Raw genomic sequence first — 24,668 nt, 5'->3', positions numbered from 1 at the left:
CGGCCGTCGCGCGACCGCCAGACTGTCCGGGTGATCGTGGTAGCCGGAGAGCAAGTCGTCGACCTCGTCCCCGCCGGGGCGGGCCTGCTGCGCGCCGCGCTCGGCGGCGGCCCCGCCAACACCGCCATCGCGGCGGCCCGGCTCGGCGCGCCCGTGGCGATGGCGGCCCGGGTCGGCCGCGACTCGTTCGGCAGCGCCTTCCGCCAGCGGCTCACCTCGTCCGGCGTGGACACCCAGTACCTGGTCGCCACGTCCCAGCCGTCGGCACTGGCGCTGGCCACGGTCGGCGACGACGGCGAGGCGCTGTACGACTTCTGGCTGGCCGGGGCCGCCGACTTCGGCTGGCGCGAGCGCGAGCTGCCCGAGCTGCCCGACGGCAGCACCATCCACATCGGCTCGCTGGCCGCGTTCCTGCCGCCGGGGGCGGACACCCTGGAGCGCTGGGCGCTGCGTCACCGCGACCGGTGCACGATCACCTTCGACCCGAACGTGCGCGGCGTCGCGCTGGCCCGCCCCGACTCCCTGGTCCGGCTGGAACGCCTGGTCGAGCTCGCCCACCTGGTACGCGCCAGCGAAGGCGACCTGACCCACGCGTACCCGCACGTGCCGCCGATGGAGACGGCTCGCCGCTGGCTGGCCGCCGGCCCGCGGCTGCTGGTGCTGACCCACGGCGACGCGGGCGCGGTGGCGCTGACCGCGACCGAGGAGGTGACCGTCGCCGCGCCCGCCATCTCGATGATCGACTCCATCGGCGCGGGCGACACCGCGATGGGCGCGCTGCTGGCCTGGCTGCACACCGCCGGACGGCTGGGTGACCAGCTCGGCCGCGAACTCGCGCCGGAGACGCTGCGGCTGATGCTGCGCCACATGTGCGACGCCGCCGCGCTCACCTGCACCCGCCCCGGCGCCGACCCGCCCACCCTCGACGAGCTGCGCGCCTTCCAGCTGGTCTAGACGACGTCCTCGGAGGAGTGGCCGGGGAACAGGTGCGCCGCCGGGTCGATCACGATCGCGGCGTTGTTGACGGCCGTGGCGGCCTCGCCGAAGCCGGTCGCGATGAGGCGCACCTTGCCCGGATACTCCACGATGTCGCCCGCGGCGAAGACGCGCGGCAGGTTGGTCGCCATCGTCGAGTCGACGGTGATGTGCCGCTTGTCCAGGGCCAGGCCCCACATCGCCAGCGGACCGAGGTCGGCGGTGAAGCCGAGCGCGGCGACCACGACGTCGGCGGGGATCTCCTCGGTGCCGTTCAGCTCGACCGACTCCACCTGGCCGCTGCCGAGGATCTTGGTGAGCTGGCTGTTGACCTCGATGCGCACCGGCAGCGCCTTGACCCGCGCCACGGTCGCCGCGTGGGCCCGGAACTTGTCGCGCCGGTGCACCAGGGTGACGCTCGCGGCGACCCCGGCCAGCGCCAGCGCCCAGTCGAACGCCGAATCGCCGCCGCCCACGATCACCACGTGCTTGCCGGCCAGCATCGTCGGGTCCGGCACGAAGAAGATGATGCCGGTGCCGGTGAAACCGGCCGCGGCGGGCAGCGGGCGCGGGGTGAACGAGCCCAGGCCGCCGGTGATCAGCACCGCGCCGCAGCGCACCTCGGTGCCGTCGCCGAGCCCCAGGATCGGCACACCGTCCGCATAGGTCAGTGCCGCGGCCTGCACGCCCAGCCGGTACGTCGGTGAGAACGCGCCCGCCTGCGCCACCAGGTTCGCGATGAGCTCGCGCCCGCGCACCGCCGGAAAGCCGGCCACGTCGAAAATCATCTTCTCCGGGTACATGGCGGTGACCTGCCCGCCGGCCTCCGGCAGCGCGTCGACGACCAGCGTGCTCAGCCCCCGGAACCCGGCGTAGTACGCCGCGAACAGGCCGGTCGGCCCCGCCCCGATGATCGCGACATCGACCTCGCTACGCTCGCTCACGCCTTCTCCTCGCTTCGCTCGTCGGCGGCGGCCTGAAGGCCCACGGTTCGCTCACTCCGCTCGTGCACGATGCTCCTCGACGACCGGATCGAGCCATCTGACTCGTTCGCTCATGGGGTGAACCTAACCGCGCGCGGCGTTCTCCTCAATGGCCGCGTTGATATCCGCGGAGAAGTGCGACACCTGGGTATAGACGCCGGGGTAGGCCGCCCGGCCGCACCCCACCCCCCAGCTGACGATGCCGACCTGCACCCAGCGTGCGCCGTCCCGGCGCAGCAGCGGGCCGCCCGAGTCGCCCTGGCAGCTGTCCTTGCCGCCGCGCTTGAGGTCGCCGGCGCAGATCATGTCCGCATCGGTGAAGCCGTACCCGTGCGAGCGGTAGATCTTGCCGCAGGCGCCGTCGGCGACGTACGGCACCTGGACCTTGCGCAGGTAGCGCTGCTGGGCGCGGGAGCCCTCCCGGGTCGCGCCCCAGCCGACCGCGGTGAGCGTGCCGTTGTCCAGGCCGCCGCCGGAGGGCAGGGCGACCACCGGCCCGTCGACGGGGCGGGCCAGCCGGATCACCGCCCAGTCGTCGCCCCGGGTCACGTCGGAGAAGCCGCGGGCCCGCCACACCTGGCTGCTGCGCACCTGGAACGTCTTGCCCGAGCCGAGATCGGCCGCACCCGCGGTCACCGTGATCGACGTGTTGGCACCGGTGCGCGCCACGCAGTGCGCGGCCGTCAGCACGTACTGGGTGCGCACCAGGGTGCCGGCACAGCCGTTGTTCAGGCGCACCATCCAGGGGAACTCCCCCGCGCCCGCGCGGGCCCCGCCGATCACCTCGACCTGCGGCGGGTCCGCCGGTTTCGCCGCGGCGGGCGCCGCCACGGCCGCGACCATCGCCGTCACGCACATGAACAGCGCGATCGCCCGCATCAGCATCCTCCGAGGTCGACGGTGATGCCGATATTAGCGCGTTTGGGCGATTAATCCTTTATGTTGCCGAACCTCCCCGACGGGCGGCAGCCGTCTCGCCCTTGCGCGCCACGGGTACGTGCTCGCCCGCGCGGACCAGCCCGAACGGTGGCATATTGCCGTAGAGCACCTCGTACCGGCCTGCGCTGACCAGGTAGGTCTCGTGCCAGATGCCGACGTCTCCATTGCCGCCGACGACCTTGTTGAAGGCACGCCAGGCCGGGTGGTGCGGCAGCGCGGCGTTCTTCGCGAACGCCTCCAGCTGCTCCACGCTGCGCCAGTACTGAATGGTGAGCGGGCCGCGCGGGGTGATCGCGTACTCCACCGAGAGCAGGCCGAGCTCGGGTCGCTGGGCGAGCACGCGCAGCATGCGCGGCATCGCGGTGAACGCACCCCACCATTTGTGGATCTTCCAGGGCTTGTTGAACCGCATGCCGATCAGGAAGACCACGAAATCGCCCTCGATGTCGGCCGACATCCGGCCTGGAACCACGGCTGGCATGACTCCTCCTCTGCATAGTGGATAGCATCACTATCCACTATCCGGTTGGGTATCGTCAACCGCGATGAAGATTTCCGAGTTGAGCCGCAGCAGCGGGGTCTCGCTGCCCACGGTCAAGTACTACCTGCGCGAGGGGCTGCTCCCGCCCGGCCGGGCGATGGGCCGCAACCAGGCCGAATACGGCGACGCGCACCTGCGCCGGCTGCGCCTGATCCGGGCTCTGATAGACGTCGGCAACCTCAGCGTGGCCGGGGTGCGCCAGGTGCTGCAGGCCGTCGACGACGGCGGACTGCAGGGTCACGACCTGCTCGGCACCGCGCACGAGGCGATCGCGGGCACGCCGCGCGCCGATCGCGGCACCGCGGGCTGGCAGGCGGCCCGGGACGAGGCCGCCCGGATCGTGGCCGACCGGGGCTGGCGGGTGCACGATCGCGCCCCCGCGCTGGACCAGCTCGCCGACGCCATCGCGGCGCTGCGCGAACTGGGCCAGGAGGACATGCTGGCGATGGTCGACGGCTACGCCGAGGCGACCGAGCGGCTGGCCGTGCAGGAGGTCGGCCTCGTGCTGGCGCGCGGGGACCGGGCCGCCATGGTCGAGGGCGTGGTCACCGGCACCGTGCTCGGCGAGGCGGTGCTCACGGCCCTGCGCCGGCTGGCCCAGGAGCACACCAGCGCTGGGCTCACCGAACCCGGCTGAGGGTCAGTACCAGCCCTCTTCCTCGGACTGCTGCCACGCCTTGCAGGGAGTGCTGTAGCGGTTCTTGATGTATTCCAGGCCCCACTTGATCTGCGTGGCCGGGTTGGTCTCCCAGTCGGCGCCGAACTTCGCCATCTTGTTGCCGGGCACCGCCTGCGGGATGCCGTGCGCCCCGGAGCTCTTGTTGTGGGCATTGGGGTTCCAGCCGGACTCCCGGGTCCACAGCTTGTTCAGGCAGGCCATCTGAGTGAGGTCCATGCCCGCGCTGAGCACCAGCGCGCACCCGATCGCCCGGTTGCCGCTGAACTCCTGGCAGCTGCTGGGGATGGGCCCGAAGTCGACGGGAGTGGTGGTACGGGCGGCCCCGCGGCGGCTGACCTCCTTCTCCACCGCGGCGGCACGGGCCGCGGCGGCCTTGGCCTCGGCCGCGGCGCGGTCCTTGGCCTCCAGGAGGAGCTGGTGCTGTTGCAGGGTGAGGGCGGCCGACTCCGCGTGCGCGACGATCTGCGCCTGGCCCGAGTTGGCGGTGTCGGCCTGCCACTGCTCGGTCTCGTCGAGGCGCATCGCGCCGGCCACCCCGCCGAGCAGGGTCAGCACGGCAAGCGTGCGCACTATCAGGCGGCCGGTCGCGGGGTGCGCCCGGCGAGGGGCGCGGCGTTGCCGGGACACGGGGATCCTCTCGGCGGCGGGGGCCCCGGTCCGTCTCGCGTGCAGGGGGTCGGACGGTCCCGGGGGAGCGCCGTGCCGGGCAACCGGAACGCCACGCGGCGGCCGGGGGACGGCACGCCGGACACGCCGGATGCAAGGGCGCTCGATGCCACCCTGACGCAGAGGACCGGGGCCTGTCGTCGCCCGGCTGGGTTACTGTGGCCCCGGTCACACTCCATAGTGTGTCAAATCAGGACGGAATCACTCCTCCAGGAGATCGGTCACCACTTCGGCGATCGCGGAACGCTCCGATCGGGTCAGGGTCACGTGGGCGAACAGCGGATGCCCCTTGAGAGTCTCGATGACCGCGGTGACCCCGTCGTGCCGGCCCACCCGCAGGTTGTCCCGCTGCGCCACGTCGTGGGTGAGCACCACCCGCGAACCGGCGCCGATGCGCGACAGCACGGTGAGCAGCACGCCCCGTTCCAGCGACTGCGCCTCGTCGACGATGACGAACGCGTCGTGCAGGCTGCGGCCGCGGATGTGGGTCAGCGGCAGCACCTCGAGCATGCCCCGGTGCAGCACCTCGTCGCGCACGTTGTCGTGCACCAGCGCGCCGAGGGTGTCGAACACCGCCTGCGCCCACGGCGACATCTTCTCCGCCTCGCTACCCGGCAGGTAGCCCAGTTCCTGGCCGCCGACGGCGTACAGCGGGCGGAAGACGATGACCTTCTTGTGCTTGCCCCGCTCCATCACCTGCTCCAGCCCGGCGCACAGGGCCAGTGCCGACTTGCCGGTGCCGGCCCGGCCGCCCAGCGAGACGATGCCGATGCTGTCGTCGAGCAGCAGGTCCAGCGCGATGCGTTGCTCCGCCGAACGCCCGCGCAGGCCGAACGCCTCGCGATCGCCGCGGACCAGCCGCACCGTCTTGTCCGTGTGCACGCGGCCCAGCGCCGAACCGCGCCCCGCGTGCAGGATGAGTCCCGTATGGACGGGCAGCCCCGCCGCCTCGTCATGGTCGATGCCGTCCCCGGCATAGAGCGCGGTCATGTCCGCGTCCGACAGGTCCACCTCCGCAAGCCCGGACCAGGTGGGATCCACCGCCTGGTCATGCCGGTACTCGTCGGCCGCCAGGCCCACCGCGGCGGCCTTGACCCGCAGCGGCATGTCCTTGCTGACCAGGGTCACCTGCTGCCCGTCCGCCGCGAGACCGAGCGCCACCGACAGGATGCGGGCGTCGTTCGTGTCGTTGCGGAAGCCGTTGGGCAGCAGCTGCGGGTCCGTGTGGTTCAACTCCACCCGCAGCGTTCCGCCGGCGTCGTTCACCGGCAGCGGCACGTCCAGCCTGCCGTGCTTGACCCGCAGGTCGTCGAGCAGTCGCAGCGACTGCCTGGCGAACCAGCCGAGCTCCGGGTGGTGCCGCTTGCCCTCCAGCTCGGAGATGACCACGAGCGGCAGCACGACGTTGTGCTCGGAGAAGCGGCGGATCGCACCGGGATCGGCCAGCAGCACGGAGGTGTCGAGTACGTACGTTCGTATCGGGACATCGACCATGACTCACGCTAACCGCAAGAAACCCGTTTGGCCAGCATGTCTTCACGATCTGTCCGACGATCCGCCGATACTGGCATCACCCGGTCGGGGGATGCCGGAGGAGATCGCCACTCGCTTTACGCAGTCGCAGGGTCACTGCGAGTCGTGAAACGAGTGGCGATTCTGCCACCTAGTACCAGCTGACGTCCTGGAAATGCGACCACGCGCCGGCGGGCGTGGAGTACCGGTTCTTGATGTAGTCCAGGCCCCACTTGATCTGCGTGGCGGGGTTGGTCTTCCAGTCGTCGCCGAACTTCGCCATCTTGCTGCCGGGCAGCGCCTGCGGGATGCCGTACGCCCCGGAGCCGGAGTTCTCGGCCTTGTGGTTCCAGCCGCTCTCGTGCTGCCACAGCTTCACCAGCGGGCTCATCTGGCTGTACGCGAAGCCGAAGCTGGGCAGCAGCTTGCACGCGGTCAGTTGGTTGCCGCTGAAGCCCTTGCAGGACGACGGCGTGGGCGCGGCGGCGGTGCGGGTGACCGACGGCTTCGGCTTGGCCGTGGCCGGCGGTTGCGCCCGCGGCGTCGTGGCGGGGGACGCGCTCACGCTCGGCGACGGCGTGGCGCTGGCGCTCGGCGACGGCGTGGCGTCGAGGCGGCTGTGGTCGCGGCTGGCGGCGTCGGCCTCGGCGGCGCGGGCGGCGGCCAGCTCGGTGGCCGTGGGCGTCGGGTCGGCGTTTCCGGCGAGGCCGTAACCGACCGCGCCGAGGACGGCGGCGCAGAGCACGCCGATCGCGATCTTTCGGGAGTGGACGGCCAGCAGCCGGGCGGGGCCACTGCGCTGGCGGAGTTCACGGTGGCGGCCCGGCAGGGGGTCACGGGGTGTCGACACGAGTCGGTCCCTTCGTAGGGGGTTGCCGCGCCTCAGGGGGGAGGAAGGCGCTGGTCAGGGACCCTGCCGGGTTTTCCGGCGACGTGCCAAACTCGTCACGTGGATCGTGAAACAGGTCACATTTTCAACAGGAGCGCAGGTGGGAGAGGGGAAGAAATCGGACTAGGGCTATGGGTGGATAACCCTGAGCCTCACGCGCCGAAGCGGCGCTGGCGCCCGGCGTACGCCCGCAGCGCGCGCAGGAAGTCCACGTGCCGGAAATCGGGCCAGTTCAGCTCGCAGAAGTAGAACTCCGAGTGCGCCGACTGCCACAGCAGGAAGCCGGACAGCCGCTGCTCCCCGCTGGTCCTGATGATCAGATCCGGGTCGGGCTGGCCGCGGGTGTAGAGGTGCTCGGCGATGTGCTCGACGTCGAGCTTCTCCGCCACCTCCTCCAGGGTCGCGCCGGCCCTCGCGTGCTCCTGCAGCAGCGAGCGCACCGCGTCGGCGATCTCCCGGCGGCCGGTGTAGCCGACCGCGATGTTGACGTGCGCGCCGCCGTGGCGGCCCGCGGTGCGCTCCTGGGCGGCCTTCAGCGCGGCGGCGGTGTCGGCGGGCAGCAGGTCGAGCGCGCCGACCATGCGCAGCTGCCAGGGGTTGCCGTCCTCGGCCAGCTCGGTGCTGAGGTCCTCGATGATCTGCAGCAGCGGGTCCAGCTCGGCGGCCGGGCGGCGCAGGTTGTCGGTGGCCAGCAGGTACAGCGTGACGTGGGCGATGCCGGCCTCGTCGCACCAGCGCAGCAGCTCCTTGATCCGCGCCGCGCCGACCCGGTGGCCGTCGTTGGGGTCCACGTAGCCCATGTCGCGCGCCCAGCGCCGGTTGCCGTCGCACATGACGCCCACGTGCCGGGGACGCGGCTTGCCCGCCAGCAGCTGGGTGAGGCGGCGTTCATATACGGAATAGACGAGGTCGCGGAGTTTCATCCTGCGCAGCCTAACTCTGGTGGCGCAGATCAGCGCGGCTGCCAGGCGTCCGGGACCGTGGTGAGGTCTCGGACGGCCTCCGGCAGCTGCCCCGTGACGGCCTGGGCGAGGGTCACCTCGTCGACGACGCCGCGCACCGCGGAGCGCACGGCGACCCATACCAGCGGCAGGTGGGTGGAGGTGCCGGTGTAGCTGGTCTGCTCGGGGCGGTGCCCGCGCACGCCCGCCAGCGGCCCGTCCACAGCCCGCAGCACCATGCCGATGGTCACCTCGGCCGGCGGCGAGCTGAGGCTGTAGCCGCCGTCGGCGCCCCGCACGGCGTGGATCACCCCACTGCGACGCAGGTCGGCGAGCACGGCCTCGAGGAACTTGCGGGGCAGCCCCTGGGCGTCCGCGAGAGCCTGTGCCGAGATGGTGGCCGGGTACGCGTTGGCCAGCTCCAGAGCGGCCCGGACCGCGTAGTCGCCTCTAGCCGAGATCTGCACACCCCCATGATGCCCGCAGGCCCCCCGACTCTGCCGGGGGGCCTGCGTGACTGTGCCAAGATCGTGACGATCTTGCGTGAACTGTTAGCGATTCGTCCGTTTAGGGCGTGTCATCCCCACAGCTCACGCAAGATCGTCGCGTCGGTGCGTCACTCGGTGACGTTGAGGCGGGCCTTGAGGGCGTCGAGCTCGGACCAGAGGACGGCGGGGAGCTTGTCGCCGAACTTGTCGAACCACTCGGTGATCTGGGGGATCTCGGCGGCCCACTCGTCGGGGCGGACTTCGAGGGCCAGTGCGACGTCCTCGGCGGGCTGGTCTAGGCCGGTGAGGTCCAGGTCCTCGACGCGGGGGACGAAGCCGACGGCGGTCTCGACGGCGCCGCCCTCACCCTCCAGGCGCTCGACGACCCACTTGAGGACGCGGGAGTTCTCGCCGAATCCGGGCCACAGGAAGCGGCCGTCGTCACCGCGGCGGAACCAGTTGACGTAGAAGATGGAGGGCAGCTTGTCGGCGTTGCCGTCGACACCCTTGCCCATGGCGATCCAGTGGCGGAAGTAGTCGCCGGCGTTGTAGCCGATGAACGGCAGCATCGCCATCGGGTCGCGGCGGACGACGCCGACCTGGCCGACCGCGGCGGCGGTGGTCTCCGAGGAGAGGGTCGCGCCCTGGAAGACGCCGTGCACCCAGTCGCGGGCCTGGCTGACCAGCGGGATGGTGGTCTTGCGGCGGCCGCCGAAGAGGATCGCCGAGATCGGCACGCCCTTCGGGTCGTCGTACTCCGTCGCCAGGATCGGGCACTGCGTGATCGGGGTGCAGAAGCGCGAGTTCGGGTGGCTGGAGACCTGGTCGGAGTCCGGGGTCCAGTCGTTGCCGTGCCAGTCGGTGAGGTGGGCCGGGGGCTCGCCCATGCCCTCCCACCAGATGTCGTTGTCGTCGGTGCGTGCCACGTTGGTGAACAGCGAGTTGCCCGCGGCGAGCGTGCGCATCGCGTTCGGGTTGGTCTTCCAGTCGGTGCCGGGAGCGACGCCGAACAGGCCGTACTCGGGGTTCACCGCGTACAGGCGGCCGTCCTCGCCGAACCGCATCCAGGCGATGTCGTCGCCCAGGGTCTCGACCTTCCAGCCGGGGATGGTCGGCTCCAGCATGGCGAGGTTGGTCTTGCCGCACGCCGACGGGAACGCCGCGGCGATGTAGTGCACCTTGCCGGCCGGGTTGGTCAGCTTGAGGATCAGCATGTGCTCGGCGAGCCAGCCCTCGTCGCGGCCCATCACGCTGGCGATGCGCAGCGAGTAGCACTTCTTGCCCAGCAGCGAGTTGCCGCCGTAGCCGGAGCCGAACGACCAGATCTCCCGGCTCTCCGGGAAGTGCGAGATGTACTTGGTGGGCGAGCACGGCCACGGCACGTCGGCCTGGCCCGGCTCCAGCGGCGCGCCGACCGAGTGCAGCGCCGGCACGAAGTCCGCGGTCTCACCCATCGCCTCGAGCACGTGCGTGCCCATCCGGGTCATGATGCGCATGCTGGCCACGACGTACGGCGAGTCGGTGATCTCGACACCGAACATGGGGTTCTCCGCGTCCAGCGGGCCCATGCAGAACGGGATGACGTACATGGTGCGGCCGCGCATGCAGCCCCGGTACAGCTCGGTCATGAGCTGCTTCATCTCGGACGGAGCCATCCAGTTGTTGGTCGGGCCGGCGTCGGCCTCGTCCACGGAGCAGATGAAGGTGCGCTCCTCGACCCGGGCCACGTCCGAGGGGTCGGTGCGGGCCCAGAAGGAGTTCGGCCGCTTGACCGGGTCCAGGCGGACCAGGCTGCCCGCGGTGACGAGCTCCTCGGTGAGGCGCGTCCACTCGTCCTGGGAGCCGTCGCACCACACGATGCTGTCGGGTGTGGTGAGCTCTGCGATCTGGCGCACCCAGGCGATCAGCTTGGGGTGCGAGGTCGGATGCTGGTCAAGCCCTGCGATGACTGCCGGCGCGGTCATGGAGTTCTCCTCGTGGTCGTCTTTGACCGACGGATACGACTGACCACGGCCAGGTGGCCGCGAGTCGTCCGGGATGTGGCCTCAGCGTAAGCCCGGTTTGTTGCCGGAGGCCCTTCCCGCCTTGTGAATAAGTGCACAAGCGTCGGCCCGGGTGCTTCATCGCGCACGATTCTTCGGCCGATCGCGCACGTTTCCGCAAATCCCGTTTTTGATCAAGCAGCGTCCTCGTCGCGCGACGGCCCTGACGCGTGCGAGCCCGGTCACTTCTCTTCCCTTACCCGTTCCGGGCGCGGGCGAACGCTGCTATCGCGACTTCATCATGAGCTCCACATATTCCGCAAATCGGGTGATTGGTCTAACGTCCCTAGCAGCCGGCGAAACCGTGACATTCCCCCCGGAGGCGGCCGTGACCAGTGCGTTTTACCCTGCCCAGGATCAGTCCACCGACCCGCAGAGCGATCCACAACTCATCTCCCTCGTCCGCGGCGGCGACACCGACGCGTTCGGACTGCTCTACGAGCGCCATCTCGAATCGGCGCGGCGGCTGGCGCGGGTGCTCAGCACCGACCACGCCGACGCAGACGACCTGATCGCCGACACCTTCGCCAAGGTGCTGACAGCGCTGCGCAACGGCGGCGGGCCGCACACCGCCTTCCGGGCGTACCTGCTCACCACGATGCGGCACACCCGCTACGACCGGGCCCGGCGCGAGCGCCGCGTCGAGCTCACCGACGACCTCACCCGCTACGAGACCGCGGAGCCCGTCGACGACCCGACCATCTCCCGGCTGGAGACGTCGTACGCGGCACGCGCCTTCAACCGGCTGCCCGAGCGCTGGCGGGCCGTGCTCTGGCACACCGAGGTGGAGGGCGAGAGCCCGTCGCAGGTCGCCCCGCTGCTCGGGCTCACCCCGAACGGCGTCGCCGCGCTGGCATACCGGGCCCGGGAGCGGCTGCGCCAGATGTACCTGCAGGAGCACATCGCGCTCACCGGCAACCCCCGCTGCCACTGGACCGGCTCGCACCTGGCCGGATACGTGCGGGCCGCGCTGGCCAAACGCGACCGCGGCAAGGTCGACGAGCACCTGTCCGGCTGCGCCGAGTGCCGCCGCCTGCACCGCGAGCTGACCGAGGAGAACGCCGGCCTGCGCAGCGTCATCGCCCCCCTGTTACTGGGGGCCGCCGCGCCCGCCTACCTGGCCGGCGCGGGCAAGCTCGCGCTCGGTGGCTGGCTGGCCACCGCCTGGGGAGCGCTCGTGCTGTGGTGGCCGCAGGTCTGGGAGCACCTGGGCGGGTGGCTGGCCGCGCTCGCCGGGCTGACGATCGCCGGTGGGCGGTGGCTGCTGGCCGCACCCGGCCGCCTGATCAGCCGGTACGGCGGCGCGAGCATCGTCGCCGGAACCGGGGTGGGCATCGCGGCGCTGGCCGGGATCACCGTGTTCGTCGCGATGACGGCCGCCCCGACGCCACCGAACGCACCGTCGCGGGCCGCGCCGGTCCCGGTGCCGGTGCCGGCCGCGCCGCCGGTGTTCGTACCGCCACCGGTGTCCGTACCCCCGCCGTCGCCCGCGGTGACCGCCACCCGGCCGGCGCCCTCCACCCCCGGCCGCACCACGCAGGGCCCGGCCGTCGCCCTGCCGCCGGCCAGGCCCGCTCCGGTCACCGTGCCCAAGCCGCCGCCCGCGGTGGCACCGGCCCCGGTCGCTCCCGCTCCCCCTGCCGAACCCGTCGCCGAGGTGTCGGCCCCGGAGTTCACCGAGGTCGACCTGGTGGCGGGCCGCGCCGGCACGCTGCCCATCCCGGTGCACGCATCCTCCGACGCGGTTCCGGATGCCGCCCGGTTCCAGCCGGTCGCGCGACGACTGGCCGGGACCGCGTCGGTGGAACCTGAGCCCAGCGGGTCTCCGGTGGCCGGGGCCGCCGCGCCGCCCGGAGCCGTGCGGATCGACGTGACGCTGCCCGCGGGCTTGCGGCTGGCCGGGACCGCCGCCGGGGACGGCTGGCAGTGCGAGGCGACGGCCACGGGCGCCTCCTGTGACCGGCCGCGCTGGAAGAAGGGCGCCCGGTCGGTGGCCCGGCTCCCGGTGCTGGCCGACGCCACGGTCAGCGGCTTCCAGGAGGTCGGCGTCGCCGCGACGTACGGGCAGCGGCGCAGCGCGACCGTGTTCCGGGTGCCGGTCGCGCCGGGCGGGCTGCGCCTCGGGCACGCCGCCCGCGGCCGGGTCGACGTCGCGCTCGCCGGTAGCACCCTGCTGTCCTGCCGGCCGCGCCCGCTGTGCCTGCTCGGCACGGACAACAACGTGCTGGACATGTCTGCGCTGCTGCCCGCGTTCGGCGAGCCCGCCGCACCCGACGGCCTGTTCGATGAGCTGGGTCCCGCCGGGCCGAAGGGCCCGATCACGGAACTCGCCGGGGAGAAGGCGGCCAGCGGAGCCCGGCTGGGCCTGCCGGACGACGCGAAGGTGCGCTGGGCCGGGCTGGTCGTCGCCGCCTCCGCGGCGCAGCTGCCCGAACTGGTCGCCCTGCACGGCCCGAAGGGGGCCTGGCAGCCGGTCGAGGTGCGGTTCGGGCATGCCGAGTCGGGCGCTTCGCTCACCCAGGGCGTGGCCGACGTCACGAAACTGCTCCGCAAGGGCGGCGGCGGGGACTGGTGGCTGGCCGCCCCGGCCGAGCCGCTGCCACGGGGGCGCAAGCAGTTCGCGGGCTGGACGCTGGCCGTGGTGTACGAGCACAGTGCCGCGCCCCGCGGCGAGGCGGCGGTCTACCTGGGCCCGCGTACCGGGCGCGGCGACACGGCGACCACGGTCGGGCTGGGCGGCGCGGGACGGGTCCGGGTGGGCCTCGCCCTCTGGGACGGCGACCTCGCGCTGACCGGCGACGAGCTGCTCATCGACGGCTCCCCGGCGGGCGAACCGGGCAACCTCGGCGGCGGCCGCAACGCCGGCGCCGCGGCGCTGGCCTGCCGGACCGTGCCCGGTCTGTGCCCCTGGCGCACCCCCGGGCTGGACGTGCTCTGGGCGGCCGGCAAGGCCCCCGCCGGCAGCACCGCCGAGCTGCGGATGGGCGGTGATCCGATGGAGGTGGGCGTGCTCGCGGTGATCACCGGGCCTTCGCGTGCAGGGGTCCCGCGGTGACGGCACGGTAGGCTCGCCGGGTGACCCCCAAACCGCCGACCGCGCCACCTGCCCCAGCACTGCCGCTGCGGCTCGTCGCGCAGTTCCGGCACCTGATCCACGAGCTGGGCAAGTTCGGCGTCGTCGGCGGCGCGGCATACGTCGTCGATTTCGTCGTCTTCAACCTGCTGCGGTCGCCCACCGGCCCGCTCGCCGCGGCAGCGATCTCCATCGCGGTCGCCGCGACGGGCGCGTTCTTCGGCAACCGCTACTGGACCTGGCGGGACCGGGAACGCTCCAGCCTGACCCGGGAATACTCGCTGTACTTCTTCTTCAACCTGGTCGGCCTCGGCATCACGCTCCTGGTGGTGTGGCTGAGCCACGACGTGCTGGGCGGGATCTGGCCGGGGGTCTTCCACACCTGGCTGGCCGACAACATCGCGAAGATGCTGTTCGGCACCGGAATCGCCAGCGTCTTCCGGTTCTGGGCCTATCGCCGGTTCGTCTTCAACGGCGCTCCGGCCGTCCCGGCGCAGGCACAGGCAGGGTGAGTTGGCTTGCATTCGGAGTTGCGTTGCCGACCCTCCCTGCCCGACTCGCGTAAGGTGGCCCAGTGCGCCCTGATCTGACGATGCTCGATCGCCTGCTGCCCGAACGCCTCCGCAAGATGGGGCCCGAGGCGCTGAAGTTCGCCATCGTCGGCGGCGCGAACACCGTGGTCAACTTCGTGGTGCTGAACGCCCTGGTGCTGACGATCTTCCCGAACGGCCAGCTCAAGGCCAACGTGGTGGCCACCATCGTGGCGATGGTGACGTCCTACCTGATGAACCGGCACTGGACCTACCGCGGCCGGACGAGCCAGGCGATGGGCCGCGAGTTCCTGCTCTTCGTCCTGTTCAACGCCGCGGGCCTCGCCATCGAGCTGGCCATCATGGGCGCCACCAAGTACGCCCTGGGCCTGCACGGCCTGCTGGCACTCAACGCGGCCAAGCTCCTGGGCCTCGTGCTCGGCACGATCTTCCGGTTCTACACGTACCGCACCTTCGTGTTCGCCCCCGCGAACCAGGTCGCCGTCGCGGCCGGTGGCATCGACGCCGACTTCGGCCCGGCGCACGTGCACGTCGACAGCGTCGAGGAACTGGTCGACGCCGAGGCTGCCGCGAGCGCGCTGGCCGGCGTGCCGGTGCCCGCACAGTTGCGCCCCGACGACTTCGCCCGGCTCACCGCCCCGCTCGAGGCGGAGTTCGCCGCCGAGCACCGGGCCACCGAGCAGCTGGCCGCCCTGGACGCGGAGTTCACCGACACGGAGCTCGCCGAGGAGCTCACGCGCGCGAAGCCGCGCCCAGAGCGGTAGCCCGACTCACTTCGTCTCTTCGACCTTGGTCTGCTGGGCCGGGGCGACCGAGCGCTCGTTGTCGTTGTACGAGTGCGAATCCCGGTCGGCCTCGACCAGCTCGTACAGCGTCGTCTGCACCTTCTCGACATGCGGGATGTCGTTGAGCACCGACTGGCCGCGCTCGCCCGCCGACTCGATGGTCAGCGTGCCGCAGCCGAGCAGCCGCTCGATGAACTTCTGGCTCATCGCGTGGTCGTTCACCCGCGACAGCGGGATGTCCCGCCGGTCCCGCGAGAAGACACCGGTCTGCAGCAGCACGCGCTCGTTCGTCAGCACGTAGTGCGTGGTGCGCCAGACCAGCCACGGCCAGAAGGTCAGCCAGGCCACCGCGACGACCGCGAGGCCCGCCACGATGTAGACCAGGATCGCGTCGAGGTCGAAGAGCAGGGCGGTGATCACCGCCGCCACCGCCAGGACCAGAACCGTCACCGGCCGGATCATGGCCTTCCAATGGGGGTGCAGGTCGAGCACCACGTGCTCGTCCGCGGTCAACACGTCCTCAGGGAACGCCATCCGTGCCTCCTCGTTACAGCCTGCGATCAAACGCACGATTGTCCGCGAGCAGGGTAGTTGCACGAGGCGACACCCGGCCATCCGCCATCGGTGCTCCGTCGGCAATCGGTCTGTCCGGGCAATGGTGTGCCGGCGACGGGCACCCGGCCTGAGGTCCGGGTGCCCGTCCGGTCAGCCTGCCGTCAGCCGACGATCTTGATCGTGAAGGTGCGGGTGTTGTCGGCGGGGTCGACGTCGGACACCGGCTGGAAACCCCAGTTGACCATGGTCGTCGCGGTGATCGTGGCGGTGCTGCCGACGACCGCGTCCTCCGGAGCGGACACGATCAGGTCGTACGTGCGGGTCTCGCCCTGCATGAACTCGCCGCCCGGCACGGGGCAGCCGCTGAAGCACGGGCCGCTCTGCGGATCCGTGCCGTCAGGCCAGAAGCCGTCGGGCAGGTTCTGCAGGTCGAGATACACCTCCTGGTGCGGGGTGTTGCCACGCCAGGTAACCGTGACCGGCAGCCGACCGCGGAACCGGCCGTCGGCGTCCCGTCGCAGCTTCAGGGTCTTGCCGGTCTTCACCGTGATGTTGGTCTGGGTGTCCTGCACAAACGGCCGTGGGTCGGCCACCGAACCCGTCGTGCTGCGCAGCAGCGCGGAGAACGGCGTCAGCGGCCCGATCGATCCGTCGTTGAAGCTGACGCCGATCTCGCCGCCCAGCGCCTGCATCGCGTACTTGCGCGTCTTGCTCAGCACCCGGAACGTCGAGTCGACGTCGCGCTGCTCACCAGGCTGGAACTGGCCGCCGAGGCCGCAGTAGACGGTGCGTCGGCCGTCGGTGTTCCAGTTCCACACGCAGGCGTCGTCGATCTCGGTGATCTGCCAGGAGTTGGCGATCGGCTCGACGACCACGAGGCCCAGGTACGCCGGCTCGGTGCCGGTGTTCTGCACGATGGTGTCGAGCGTCCCCAGGTAACCGCGCTCCGTCGGCTCCAGGACCAGGTTGCCGATGGTGACGGTAGCGGAGTTGTCCGCGGCGGCGTTCGCCACCGACGGAGCGGCGAGCGCACCGACCGACACCGCCATCGCCGTGGCGATTCCGAGCAGCGCCCGGCGTCGTACGTTGGTCAAGATTCCTCCCGTGAGTCCGGTGCGATGTGCTCGCACCATTGACGTCACGCCGGACCTGCGCCGTCCACGCCGAGAACCACTTCGGACGGAGCGAACCGGCGTCCGGTGAGGGTATTCCTTTCGCACCACTCCCGCTGACCCCGTCACGCGGGGCGACGGTCGAGTGACTGCGTGGGCGGTTCACATCGCGTGGGTGTCCGTGCAGGCGCGGATTTCGGGAACTCCCGCATGCGGCCAGGGCTCCGCGGGGCGCGGTCAGCGCAGGTGAACCACGTCGCCCGCGGCGACCGGCTGGTCGCCCGCATCGGTCCGCACGACGAGGCGGCCGTCGGTGTCGACCGTCACGGCCTCGCCGGTCAGGCCCGTGGCGCCGCCGGGCACGATCACCGACACCTGGCGGCCGAGGGTCGCGCACATCCGCAGGTACGCGTCCCGCAGGCCGCTCTTGTCCGCGTCGCCGCCCGCCGCCTGCCAGGCGTCGTAGCGCACGCCCAGCCGCTCCAGCAGCGCCGTCAGCAGTGCGGTCCGGTCGGCCTCGGCCGCACCGGCCAGCAGCAGGGAGGTCGCGGGCAGGCCGGTCGGGGTCTCCGGCAGCTCTTCGGGCCGCAGGCTCACGTTCAGGCCGATGCCGATCACCACCGCGCCGGGCACCGGCACCTCGGCCAGCAGGCCGGCGCACTTGCGCCCGCCGATCAGCAGGTCGTTGGGCCACTTCAGGGCGGGCTCCAGCCCGGTCACCGCACGCACCGCCTCGGCCAGCGCGACGCCGCCGAGCAGCGGGAGCCAGCCCCAGCCGGAGACGTCCGACGCGGGGCGCAGCAGCACGGACACGGCCAGCCCGGCGCGCGGCGGCGACACCCAGGTGCGGCCGAGCCGGCCCCGCCCGGCGGTCTGCGACTCGGCGGTGACGACCAGGCCCTCCGCAGCGCCCTCCCGCGCGGCCACGGCGGCGTCGGCGTTGGTGGAGCCGGTCTCGTCCTTGACCTCCACGTGCCAGCGCGGCAGCGCCGCGAGGTGGTCCCGGTCCAGCGGCGGCCTGCTCATCTCCACCGCAGGAGCGTATCCGTCGCCGGTCAGCCCGCGTGGCGGGCGCGCACCGGCGTGGCGTCGTCGGCGACGGACATCGGGCCGAGCCATTCCGGGAGCACGATCTCGGTGTCCCTCGGCTCGGTGGACACCCGCCGCCCGCGCTGGATGCTCTCCACCCGGTGATGGCGCATCGGCACCCGGTCGGATCCGGGCTCGGCCCGCCGCGCCGCGGGTCGCGGCTTCAGCGGCACCACGGAGCTGCCGCCGCTCGGCGACGGCGCGATCCGCGGGATCACGGTGGTCACGGTCTCCGGCACGGAGCCGGCCGCCGCGGTGCCGGACACCCTGGCCCCGGCCCCGCGCACCGGCCTGGGTCGGCGCGCGACGGAACCGCCCGCCGCAGCGGCACCACTCACCGTCGCGGCACCACTCACCGTTGCCGCCCCGGTCACCGACGCGGCACGCCGCGGCCCCGGGCGCGGTCGGGACGGCCGAAACCCGCCCGTGTCGGGCGGCTCGACCTCCTCCTTGCGCGCACGGTCGTCCGTCTGCCACGGCCGCACCACGGCGAGCACCGTAAAGCCGCCCACCAGCAGCAGCACCCCGAACATCGTCACAACACCTCAACGATTCGCCCGAACCGGACGAAACGAACAACCCGAACGGCGCATGATCACGACGATCTTGCGCGGAGTGTTGCCCATTTGTCCTATGCGCGTGTGTCGTACCCACAGTCCACGCAAGATCGCCGCCGCGGGGGGGTGGGTGGGGGTGGTGTGGTGTAGATGACTGAACGGGGGTTCAGGTGGGTTATAGAGTCCGGGGCGTGACTACTACGGTGCCGGACAGTGGCCGGGTCGATGGGCGGACCACGGCGGGCAAGCTTGCGGACTTCGAGCGGCGGGTCGAGGAGGCCGTGCACGCCGGGTCGGCGCGGGCGGTGGAGAAGCAGCATGCGCGGGGCAAGAAGACCGCGCGGGAGCGGATCGCGATGCTGCTCGACGAAGGGTCGTTCGTGGAGCTCGACGAGCTGGCGCGGCACCGGTCGACCAGCTTCGGGCAGGAGCGCAACCGGCCCTACGGCGACGGTGTGGTCACCGGGTACGGGACCGTGGACGGGCGGCCGGTGTGCGTGTTCGCGCAGGACTTCACGGTGTTCGGCGGGTCGCTGGGCGAGGTGTTCGGCGAGAAGATCGTCAAGGTGATGGACCTGGCGATGAAGACGGGCTGCCCGGTCATCGGGATCAACGACTCCGGCGGGGCGCGGATCCAGGAGGGCGTGGTCTCGCTCGGGCTGTACGGCGAGATCTTCTTCCGCAATGTGCGCGCGTCCGGCGTGATCCCGCAGATCTCGCTGGTCGTGGGCCCGTGTGCGGGCGGCGCGGTGTACTCCCCCGCGGTCACCGACTTCACCGTGATGGTCGACCAGACCTCGCACATGTTCATCACCGGACCCGACGTCATCAAGACGGTCACCGGCGAGGACGTGGGCATGGAGGAGCTGGGCGGCGCGCGCACCCACAACACCAAGAGCGGCAACGCGCACTACCTGGCCAGTGACGAGCAGGACGCGGTCGATTACGTGAAGGCGCTGCTGTCGTACCTGCCGAGCAACAACCTGGACGCCCCGCCGGCCTGGCCGGTCGCGGCGGACCTGGCGGTCTCGGACACCGACGCCGAGCTGGACACGCTGATCCCGGACTCGGCGAACCAGCCCTACGACATGCACTCGGTGCTGGAGTCGATCCTCGACGACGGCGAGTTCCTCGAGGTGCAGCCGCTGTACGCGCAGAACATCCTGACCGGCTTCGGCCGGGTCGAGGGCCGCCCGGTCGGCGTGGTGGCCAACCAGCCCATGCACTTCGCGGGCTGCCTGGACATCGCCGCATCCGAGAAGGCCGCGCGCTTCGTGCGCACCTGTGACGCGTTCAACATCCCGGTGCTGACCTTCGTGGACGTGCCCGGCTTCCTGCCCGGCACGAGCCAGGAGTGGGACGGCATCATCCGCCGCGGCGCCAAGCTCATCTACGCGTACGCCGAGGCCACCGTCCCCAAGATCACCGTGATCACCCGGAAGGCGTACGGCGGCGCGTACGACGTCATGGGTTCCAAGCACCTGGGCGCGGATCTCAACTTCGCGTGGCCGACGGCGCAGATCGCGGTGATGGGCGCGCAGGGCGCGGTCAACATCCTCTACCGGGCGGAGCTGGCCGCGGCCGACGACCCGGTGGCGCGCCGCGCCGAGCTGATCAACGAGTACGAGGACGCCCTGGCCAACCCCTACGTCGCCGCCGAGCGCGGCTACGTGGACGCGGTGATCCGGCCGTCGGCGACCCGCGCGCACATCGTGCGGGGGCTGCGCGCGCTGGCCGCCAAGCGGGAGACGCTGCCGCCCAAGAAGCACGGGAACATCCCGCTGTGACGGGGTGTCGGGCAGCTCAGCATCCCGCGGTGACCGCGACTGTTAACCGTTGAGTGACGGTCATGTGGCAGAACGTTCACGCCGACGGGTCGCTGTGTAACGATGTCGGGATGACCGTGCAGCAGCCTGCCGATCGTCACCTGCTGCCACGCCGGTACACGGTGCTGGTGGACGTGGGCTACCTGTACGCGGCCTCCGGGGAGCTGCTGCTCGGCACGTCGAACCGCTCGGAGTTCAAAGTGGACGCCGAGCGGATGATTCACGCGCTCATGGCGCAGGCCGCCGACTGCCTGGGCGCCGACCTGCTGCGGCTGTACTGGTTCGACGCGGCCCGCGACCGGGTGCCCACCATCGACCAGCGCGTCATCGCGCAGATGGCGCAGGTCAAGCTACGGCTGGGCAACCTGAACCTGCGCGGCCAGCAGAAGGGCGTGGACGCGCAGATCCGCAGCGACCTGGAGACGCTGGCCCGGCACCGCTCGGTCACCGACGCGGTGCTCGTCGCCGGGGACGAGGACATGCTGTCGGCGGTCGAGGCGGCGCAGAGCTACGGCGTGCGGGTGCACCTGTGGGGCGTCGAGCCGCCGTACGGCACCAACCAGGCGGAGCGGCTGGTCTGGGAGAGCGACACGGTGTACACGCTGGACGCGGAGTTCGTCCGGCCGTACTTCGCGGCGACCGGGCGCATCCGCACCCCGACGCCCGCCGAGGTGTTCTCCGGGCGGCCCGCGATCGCGCTGCCCGCCGCGCAGGTCTCGGCTCCCCCGGAGCCGCGCCCGGTGCCCGCGGCGCGGCGCGCCCACCCGCAGCCGCCGGACCGCCTGGAGATCGTCGAGATCGGCGAGTACGTGGCCCAGAAGTGGATCCTCACCCGGGGCCGTGACAACATCGGCGAGCTGCTGCCCGGTCCGCTGCTGCCGACGGTCATCGACAAGGAGCTGCTGGTGGAGGCGGAGAAGGAGCTGGGCATCTCGCTGCGCCCCTTCGAGAAGGCACGGCTGTGGGTTCGCGACGGCTTCTGGTCACGGGTGTATCGGGAGTTCGGCCTGGCCCGGCCGGACGGGGGGGGGTGGGGTGGCGGGGCCGCCGGTGGTCCGGATCGAGCGGGGGCCGCCGACGGCCGAGGAGGTCGCGGCGCTGGTGGCCGTGCTGTCGGCGCGGCCTGCGGGGGCGCCCGCGCCCGCGGCGGAGGGGTCCGCGTGGTGGCGCAGCGGCCTGCCCGCGGTCACCGCGGCCGGAACCGGCGCGTGGCGGCGCTCCGGCCTACCCCGCTGACCAGCGGGTGAGCACGGCCGATAGCCCGGTGTGCATCCTTGCCCCATTTCGGTAGTCTGCCAGTGCTGGACCGCGTTGGTCACTGACCGCGGCGCCGCCGATCGCGGACGAGGAACCCCTGGGGAGGGCGTGCGAGATGGGTCTGCCCGAAGAGGACAAAGGGCCTGCCTGGCTGCGTGACTACGGTCGCGAGAGCGGGTACACCAAGTCGAACGCGATGACGGGTTACGACGAGGGTTCCCTCGCCGTCGACCTGCAGAGCCTGGTCGACTTCGCCGAGGCGCTGGAGAACGAGCACACCAAGGACTACCGGCCGCACGCGGACGAGGTCTTCAAGGACATGTCGGTCAAGGTCGCCGACCCGCACGCCGACTTCATCGAGCTGTGCTCCAGCCTGGGCTGGCAGCGGGAGCTGCTGGTGCAGACCTCCGACGCGCTGCTCAAGCACGACCAGGCGGTGCTGGCGTTCGTCGCCGCGGCCCGCGAGATCAGCAAGAAGTACGGCGAGGCCGACGCGCTCGGCGCGGCCAAGGCGCAGGACGTGAACCGCAACCTGACCGTCTCGGTGCCCACGACCGCGCAGGTGCCCGGCACCACGCAGCAGCCCGCGACGACGCAGCCGGCCACCGGGCAGACGCCCGGCACGACGCAGCCGACCACCACCATCCCGCAGGTCACGCCGACGGGCGGCACGGCGACCGACACCGGAGGGGACTACTGATGGGCATCCCACCCGAGGACCGGGCGCCGGCCGGCACCAACTGGTACGACAAGTCGATGCAGCAGATGTGGGAGCTGACGGCGGGCCGCCAGCTGGAGCCCCACTACACCCAGGCGTCCGGTTGGAAGCGCGCCGGCGAGCTGGCCTACCTGCACAAGAGCCGGCTGCAGACCTACCGGGAGAAGCTGGCGCAGGCGTGGCCGCCGGAGTCCAGCGACGCCGCCAAGGCATACCTGGCCAAGCTCGACGAGCTGATCGTCGCCGTCGAGGACGTGGCCCGCGTGTCCACCCAGAACCACCAGTACTCCCGCGACATCCCGGCCGCGTTCTACGAGGCCGAGCGCAAGCTCCAGCCGATCCGCGACGACTACAACCGCATCGACCGCGCGGTCCGCAACGGTGAGCCGGTAGCGCTCCCGAGTGGACAGACGCCGGAGAAGTATCTGCAGGGCAAGCTGAGCGAGGCCCGGACGGTGATGCGCGGGCTGTCCGCGGACCTGTCCCTGGTCCGGGTCAGCATGGCGCCGCCGCGGCCGTACCTGCCGCCGGTCGGGCACCGCGGCGAGAACGAGACCGACTACGGCGGCGTGGTGCCGCCGGTGATCCCGCCGGTGATGCCCTACGGCGGGGCGGTCGCCCCGACACCGACCGTGACGGGCGCGACGCTGATCCCGGTGCCGGTGGCCACCGGCCCCGACCTGACCGGTCTCGCACCGGCCCCCACCACGCCCACTCCCACGATCCCGGGTGTGCCCGGCCCGGTCACCCCCGGCGGCACGCCGCCGCTGGGCAGCCAGCCGCCCCTCGGGGTGATCGGCGCTCCGCCGCCGGTCCCCGGCCTGCCCGGGGTGGGCCGGCCCGTTCCCGGCAACCCGGTCATCGGCGGCCTCGGCCCGAACGCGGGTGCGCCCCGGGCGATGCCCGCGGGCGGGGTCATCGGCGGCGCGCCCGGCGGCGGCATGGGCGCTCGCGCCGGTGCCGCGGGCGCGCGCACCAATCCGGTCGGCGGCATGATCGGCGGTCCCGGCGGCGGCGGTGGCGTGGGCGGCCGTGGCGCGGCGGGCACGGTCAGCGGTCGCGGGACCAACGGCTTCGGCGCGCCGATGGGCGGCGCGCCCGGCGCGGGCAAGCGGCGTGACGAGAACGACCCGGACTTCGATCCGGACACCATGTGGGCCGTGGACTCCGGCGGCGCGCCGGTGCTGGACGCGCCGGACGCGCCGAGCCCGGTCGACCCCGGACCGGCGATCGGGCTCGCCCGATGAGGTTCGCCGCACGTCTGGCGGCGGTGAGCCTGCTCGCCGCCGTCACCACGGTCGGCGTGGGCACTCCCGCGCACGCCGACCGGTACCGCGACGACCAGTGGCACCTGCCCTTCCTCCGCATCGCCGAGGCGCATGCCATCAGCCAGGGCGAAGGGGTGACCGTCGCCGTCATCGACAGCGGGGTCGAGGGCAAGCACCCGGACCTCACCGGCAACGTGCTCAAGGGCTTCGACACGATCGTCGGTGGCGACGGCGACGGCTGGGGTGACGACGAGGGCCACGGCAGCGGCATGGCCGGCCTGATCGCGGGCCACGGCCACGGCTCCGGCAACAAGGACGGCGTGCTGGGCATGGCGCCGAAGGCGAAGGTGCTGCCGATCCGGATCTCCACGGACAAGGGCCACGGCGGCGGCGACGCCATCGCCATCGGCATCGACGAGGCCGTCAAGCGCGGCGTGAAGATCATTTCGATCTCGGAGTCGGCCCCCTCGGCCGACTCCTCCGTGCTGATCAAGGCAGTGGAACGGGCGCACGCCGCGGGCGTGCTGGTCATCGCCGCCGCGGGCAACCAGCCGAAGGACTTCTACGTCGCGGCCCCGGGCCGGTACCCCGGCGCGGTCGCGGTCGGCGCGGTCGACCAGAAAGGCACGGTCGCCCCCATCTCGGTGCGCGGCGACGAGGTGCAGCTGGTCGCGCCCGGCGTCGACATCACCAGCACCAGCCGCATCAACACGGCCACGAACACGCAGTACCGGCGGTCCAGCGGCACCAGCCCGGCGACCGCCATCACGGCCGGCCTCGCGGCACTGGTCTGGTCGAAGTACCCCCAGCTCACCGCCGACGAGGTGCTGGAGCGGATGACCCGCACCGCCGTCGACAAGGGCCCGGCGGGCCGGGACCGCGACTACGGCTTCGGCCTCATCGACCCGGTCGCGGCGCTGACCGCGCCGGCGGCGGCCCCGTCCGCGCCGACGATCGCGCCGTCGGTCGAGGTCTCCCTGCCCGAGATCCCCGACCTGCCGGACACCCGCGGTGGCGGCAGCGGCCTCCTGCTGGGCGTCGGCCTGCTCGTGGTCCTGCTGATCGGCGGGGTCCTGGTCGTCGTCGCCGTCGTGGTGTTCCTGGTCCTGCGCAAACGCCGCTGACCTGGCCGGTTCACGCCGCGGCGCGCGGCCCCGCCCGGGCGCGCGCCCCCGGGCGGGGTTCCCCCCCCCCCGGCCCCGGACGCGCCCCAGCCAGGCAG

23 protein-coding genes and 1 pseudogene are annotated in these 24,668 nt (G+C 72.1%); 11 read left to right on the top strand and 13 right to left on the bottom strand.

Annotated elements, in window-relative coordinates; translation table 11 throughout:
• Window positions 1-30: 30 nt before the first annotated feature.
• On the top strand, window positions 31-954 hold the full coding sequence (locus tag F9C41_RS22870) for a carbohydrate kinase family protein (protein ID WP_196279902.1): 924 nt from the start codon (window positions 31-33) through the stop codon (window positions 952-954).
• Here the strand turns inward: F9C41_RS22870 and F9C41_RS22865 are convergent.
• The 3 genes from F9C41_RS22865 to F9C41_RS22855 all read right to left on the bottom strand — a co-directional run bounded on the left by F9C41_RS22865 (window position 951) and on the right by F9C41_RS22855 (window position 3,378).
• Entirely contained in the window at window positions 951-1,919 is a 969-nt protein-coding gene (locus F9C41_RS22865; protein ID WP_155388873.1) for an NAD(P)/FAD-dependent oxidoreductase, read from the bottom strand. The genes F9C41_RS22870 and F9C41_RS22865 overlap by 4 nt on opposite strands.
• A gap of 123 nt (window positions 1,920-2,042) precedes the next feature.
• Window positions 2,043-2,837, bottom strand: a complete 795-nt coding sequence (locus F9C41_RS22860; protein ID WP_155388872.1) for a S1 family serine peptidase — start codon at window positions 2,835-2,837, stop codon at window positions 2,043-2,045.
• A gap of 58 nt (window positions 2,838-2,895) precedes the next feature.
• The gene (locus tag F9C41_RS22855) at window positions 2,896-3,378 is read right to left on the bottom strand and encodes a DUF4188 domain-containing protein (RefSeq protein ID WP_155388871.1); all 483 of its coding nucleotides are present in this window, start codon (window positions 3,376-3,378) and stop codon (window positions 2,896-2,898) included.
• A gap of 64 nt (window positions 3,379-3,442) precedes the next feature.
• Here F9C41_RS22855 and F9C41_RS22850 point away from each other — a divergent pair, with 64 nt between their 5' ends.
• Entirely contained in the window at window positions 3,443-4,075 is a 633-nt protein-coding gene (locus tag F9C41_RS22850) for a MerR family transcriptional regulator (protein WP_155388870.1), read from the top strand.
• Window positions 4,076-4,078: 3 nt separating this feature from the next.
• Here F9C41_RS22850 and F9C41_RS22845 read toward each other — a convergent pair whose 3' ends face one another.
• The 6 genes from F9C41_RS22845 to F9C41_RS22820 form a co-directional block, all read right to left on the bottom strand.
• Window positions 4,079-4,744, bottom strand: a complete 666-nt coding sequence (locus tag F9C41_RS22845; protein WP_230689904.1) for an aggregation-promoting factor C-terminal-like domain-containing protein — start codon at window positions 4,742-4,744, stop codon at window positions 4,079-4,081.
• Window positions 4,745-4,984: 240 nt separating this feature from the next.
• Complete coding sequence (locus F9C41_RS22840; RefSeq protein WP_155388869.1) at window positions 4,985-6,277, bottom strand: PhoH family protein; 1,293 nt, start codon at window positions 6,275-6,277, stop codon at window positions 4,985-4,987.
• A 169-nt stretch (window positions 6,278-6,446) separates the two neighbouring features.
• The gene (locus tag F9C41_RS41440; protein ID WP_230689903.1) at window positions 6,447-7,145 is read right to left on the bottom strand and encodes an aggregation-promoting factor C-terminal-like domain-containing protein; all 699 of its coding nucleotides are present in this window, start codon (window positions 7,143-7,145) and stop codon (window positions 6,447-6,449) included.
• Window positions 7,146-7,336: 191 nt separating this feature from the next.
• On the bottom strand, window positions 7,337-8,107 hold the full coding sequence (locus tag F9C41_RS22830) for an isoprenyl transferase (protein ID WP_155388868.1): 771 nt from the start codon (window positions 8,105-8,107) through the stop codon (window positions 7,337-7,339).
• Between the two features lie 29 nt (window positions 8,108-8,136).
• Window positions 8,137-8,592 carry an RrF2 family transcriptional regulator gene (locus tag F9C41_RS22825; RefSeq protein ID WP_120318082.1) on the bottom strand — a complete coding sequence of 152 codons (456 nt, stop codon included), beginning with the start codon at window positions 8,590-8,592 and terminating at the stop codon, window positions 8,137-8,139.
• Between the two features lie 149 nt (window positions 8,593-8,741).
• Window positions 8,742-10,577 (bottom strand): phosphoenolpyruvate carboxykinase (GTP), encoded by a 1,836-nt coding sequence (locus F9C41_RS22820; protein WP_155388867.1) that lies wholly within the window; start codon window positions 10,575-10,577, stop codon window positions 8,742-8,744.
• 406 nt (window positions 10,578-10,983) lie between these two features.
• On the opposite strand from F9C41_RS22820, the gene F9C41_RS22815 reads away from it, so the two are divergent.
• The 3 genes from F9C41_RS22815 (at window position 10,984) to F9C41_RS22805 (ending at window position 15,043) form a co-directional block, all read left to right on the top strand.
• Window positions 10,984-13,710: a sigma-70 family RNA polymerase sigma factor gene (locus F9C41_RS22815; RefSeq protein ID WP_196279901.1), complete on the top strand. Its 2,727-nt coding sequence runs from the start codon at window positions 10,984-10,986 to the stop codon at window positions 13,708-13,710.
• 20 nt (window positions 13,711-13,730) lie between these two features.
• Window positions 13,731-14,240, top strand: coding sequence for a GtrA family protein (locus tag F9C41_RS22810; protein ID WP_155388865.1), 510 nt, complete (start codon window positions 13,731-13,733; stop codon window positions 14,238-14,240).
• A gap of 80 nt (window positions 14,241-14,320) precedes the next feature.
• Window positions 14,321-15,043: a GtrA family protein gene (locus F9C41_RS22805; RefSeq protein WP_155389025.1), complete on the top strand. Its 723-nt coding sequence runs from the start codon at window positions 14,321-14,323 to the stop codon at window positions 15,041-15,043.
• 6 nt (window positions 15,044-15,049) lie between these two features.
• Here F9C41_RS22805 and F9C41_RS22800 read toward each other — a convergent pair whose 3' ends face one another.
• The 4 genes from F9C41_RS22800 to F9C41_RS22785 all read right to left on the bottom strand — a co-directional run bounded on the left by F9C41_RS22800 (window position 15,050) and on the right by F9C41_RS22785 (window position 18,353).
• A complete protein-coding gene (locus F9C41_RS22800) occupies window positions 15,050-15,598 on the bottom strand; it encodes a PH domain-containing protein (RefSeq protein ID WP_120318077.1) in 549 nt (182 codons plus the stop codon).
• A 182-nt stretch (window positions 15,599-15,780) separates the two neighbouring features.
• Window positions 15,781-16,713, bottom strand: a complete 933-nt coding sequence (locus F9C41_RS22795) for a hypothetical protein (RefSeq protein WP_155388864.1) — start codon at window positions 16,711-16,713, stop codon at window positions 15,781-15,783.
• 255 nt (window positions 16,714-16,968) lie between these two features.
• The gene (locus tag F9C41_RS22790; RefSeq protein WP_155389024.1) at window positions 16,969-17,757 is read right to left on the bottom strand and encodes a biotin--[acetyl-CoA-carboxylase] ligase; all 789 of its coding nucleotides are present in this window, start codon (window positions 17,755-17,757) and stop codon (window positions 16,969-16,971) included.
• Between the two features lie 29 nt (window positions 17,758-17,786).
• The gene (locus tag F9C41_RS22785; protein WP_155388863.1) at window positions 17,787-18,353 is read right to left on the bottom strand and encodes a hypothetical protein; all 567 of its coding nucleotides are present in this window, start codon (window positions 18,351-18,353) and stop codon (window positions 17,787-17,789) included.
• Between the two features lie 227 nt (window positions 18,354-18,580).
• On the opposite strand from F9C41_RS22785, the gene F9C41_RS22780 reads away from it, so the two are divergent.
• The 6 genes and pseudogenes from F9C41_RS22780 (at window position 18,581) to F9C41_RS22755 (ending at window position 24,570) form a co-directional block, all read left to right on the top strand.
• Window positions 18,581-20,164 carry an acyl-CoA carboxylase subunit beta gene (locus F9C41_RS22780; RefSeq protein ID WP_155389023.1) on the top strand — a complete coding sequence of 528 codons (1,584 nt, stop codon included), beginning with the start codon at window positions 18,581-18,583 and terminating at the stop codon, window positions 20,162-20,164.
• Between the two features lie 62 nt (window positions 20,165-20,226).
• Window positions 20,227-20,751 (top strand): annotated as a pseudogene (locus F9C41_RS41435) (NYN domain-containing protein); the annotation flags it as partial.
• 292 nt (window positions 20,752-21,043) lie between these two features.
• On the top strand, window positions 21,044-21,439 hold the full coding sequence (locus F9C41_RS42200; protein WP_407924732.1) for an acyl-CoA carboxylase epsilon subunit: 396 nt from the start codon (window positions 21,044-21,046) through the stop codon (window positions 21,437-21,439).
• A 136-nt stretch (window positions 21,440-21,575) separates the two neighbouring features.
• Window positions 21,576-22,160, top strand: a complete 585-nt coding sequence (locus F9C41_RS22765) for a hypothetical protein (RefSeq protein ID WP_155388862.1) — start codon at window positions 21,576-21,578, stop codon at window positions 22,158-22,160.
• Window positions 22,160-23,425 (top strand): hypothetical protein, encoded by a 1,266-nt coding sequence (locus F9C41_RS41865; RefSeq protein WP_155388861.1) that lies wholly within the window; start codon window positions 22,160-22,162, stop codon window positions 23,423-23,425. The genes F9C41_RS22765 and F9C41_RS41865 overlap by 1 nt, the downstream gene beginning before the upstream one ends.
• Complete coding sequence (locus F9C41_RS22755) at window positions 23,422-24,570, top strand: S8 family peptidase (protein WP_155388860.1); 1,149 nt, start codon at window positions 23,422-23,424, stop codon at window positions 24,568-24,570. The genes F9C41_RS41865 and F9C41_RS22755 overlap by 4 nt, the downstream gene beginning before the upstream one ends.
• Window positions 24,571-24,668: the final 98 nt, after the last annotated feature.

The sequence above is a fragment of the Catellatospora paridis genome, from assembly GCF_009720365.1.
GTDB lineage: Bacteria > Actinomycetota > Actinomycetes > Mycobacteriales > Micromonosporaceae > Catellatospora > Catellatospora paridis.
This window is presented reverse-complemented; position numbering and strand designations above follow the sequence as displayed.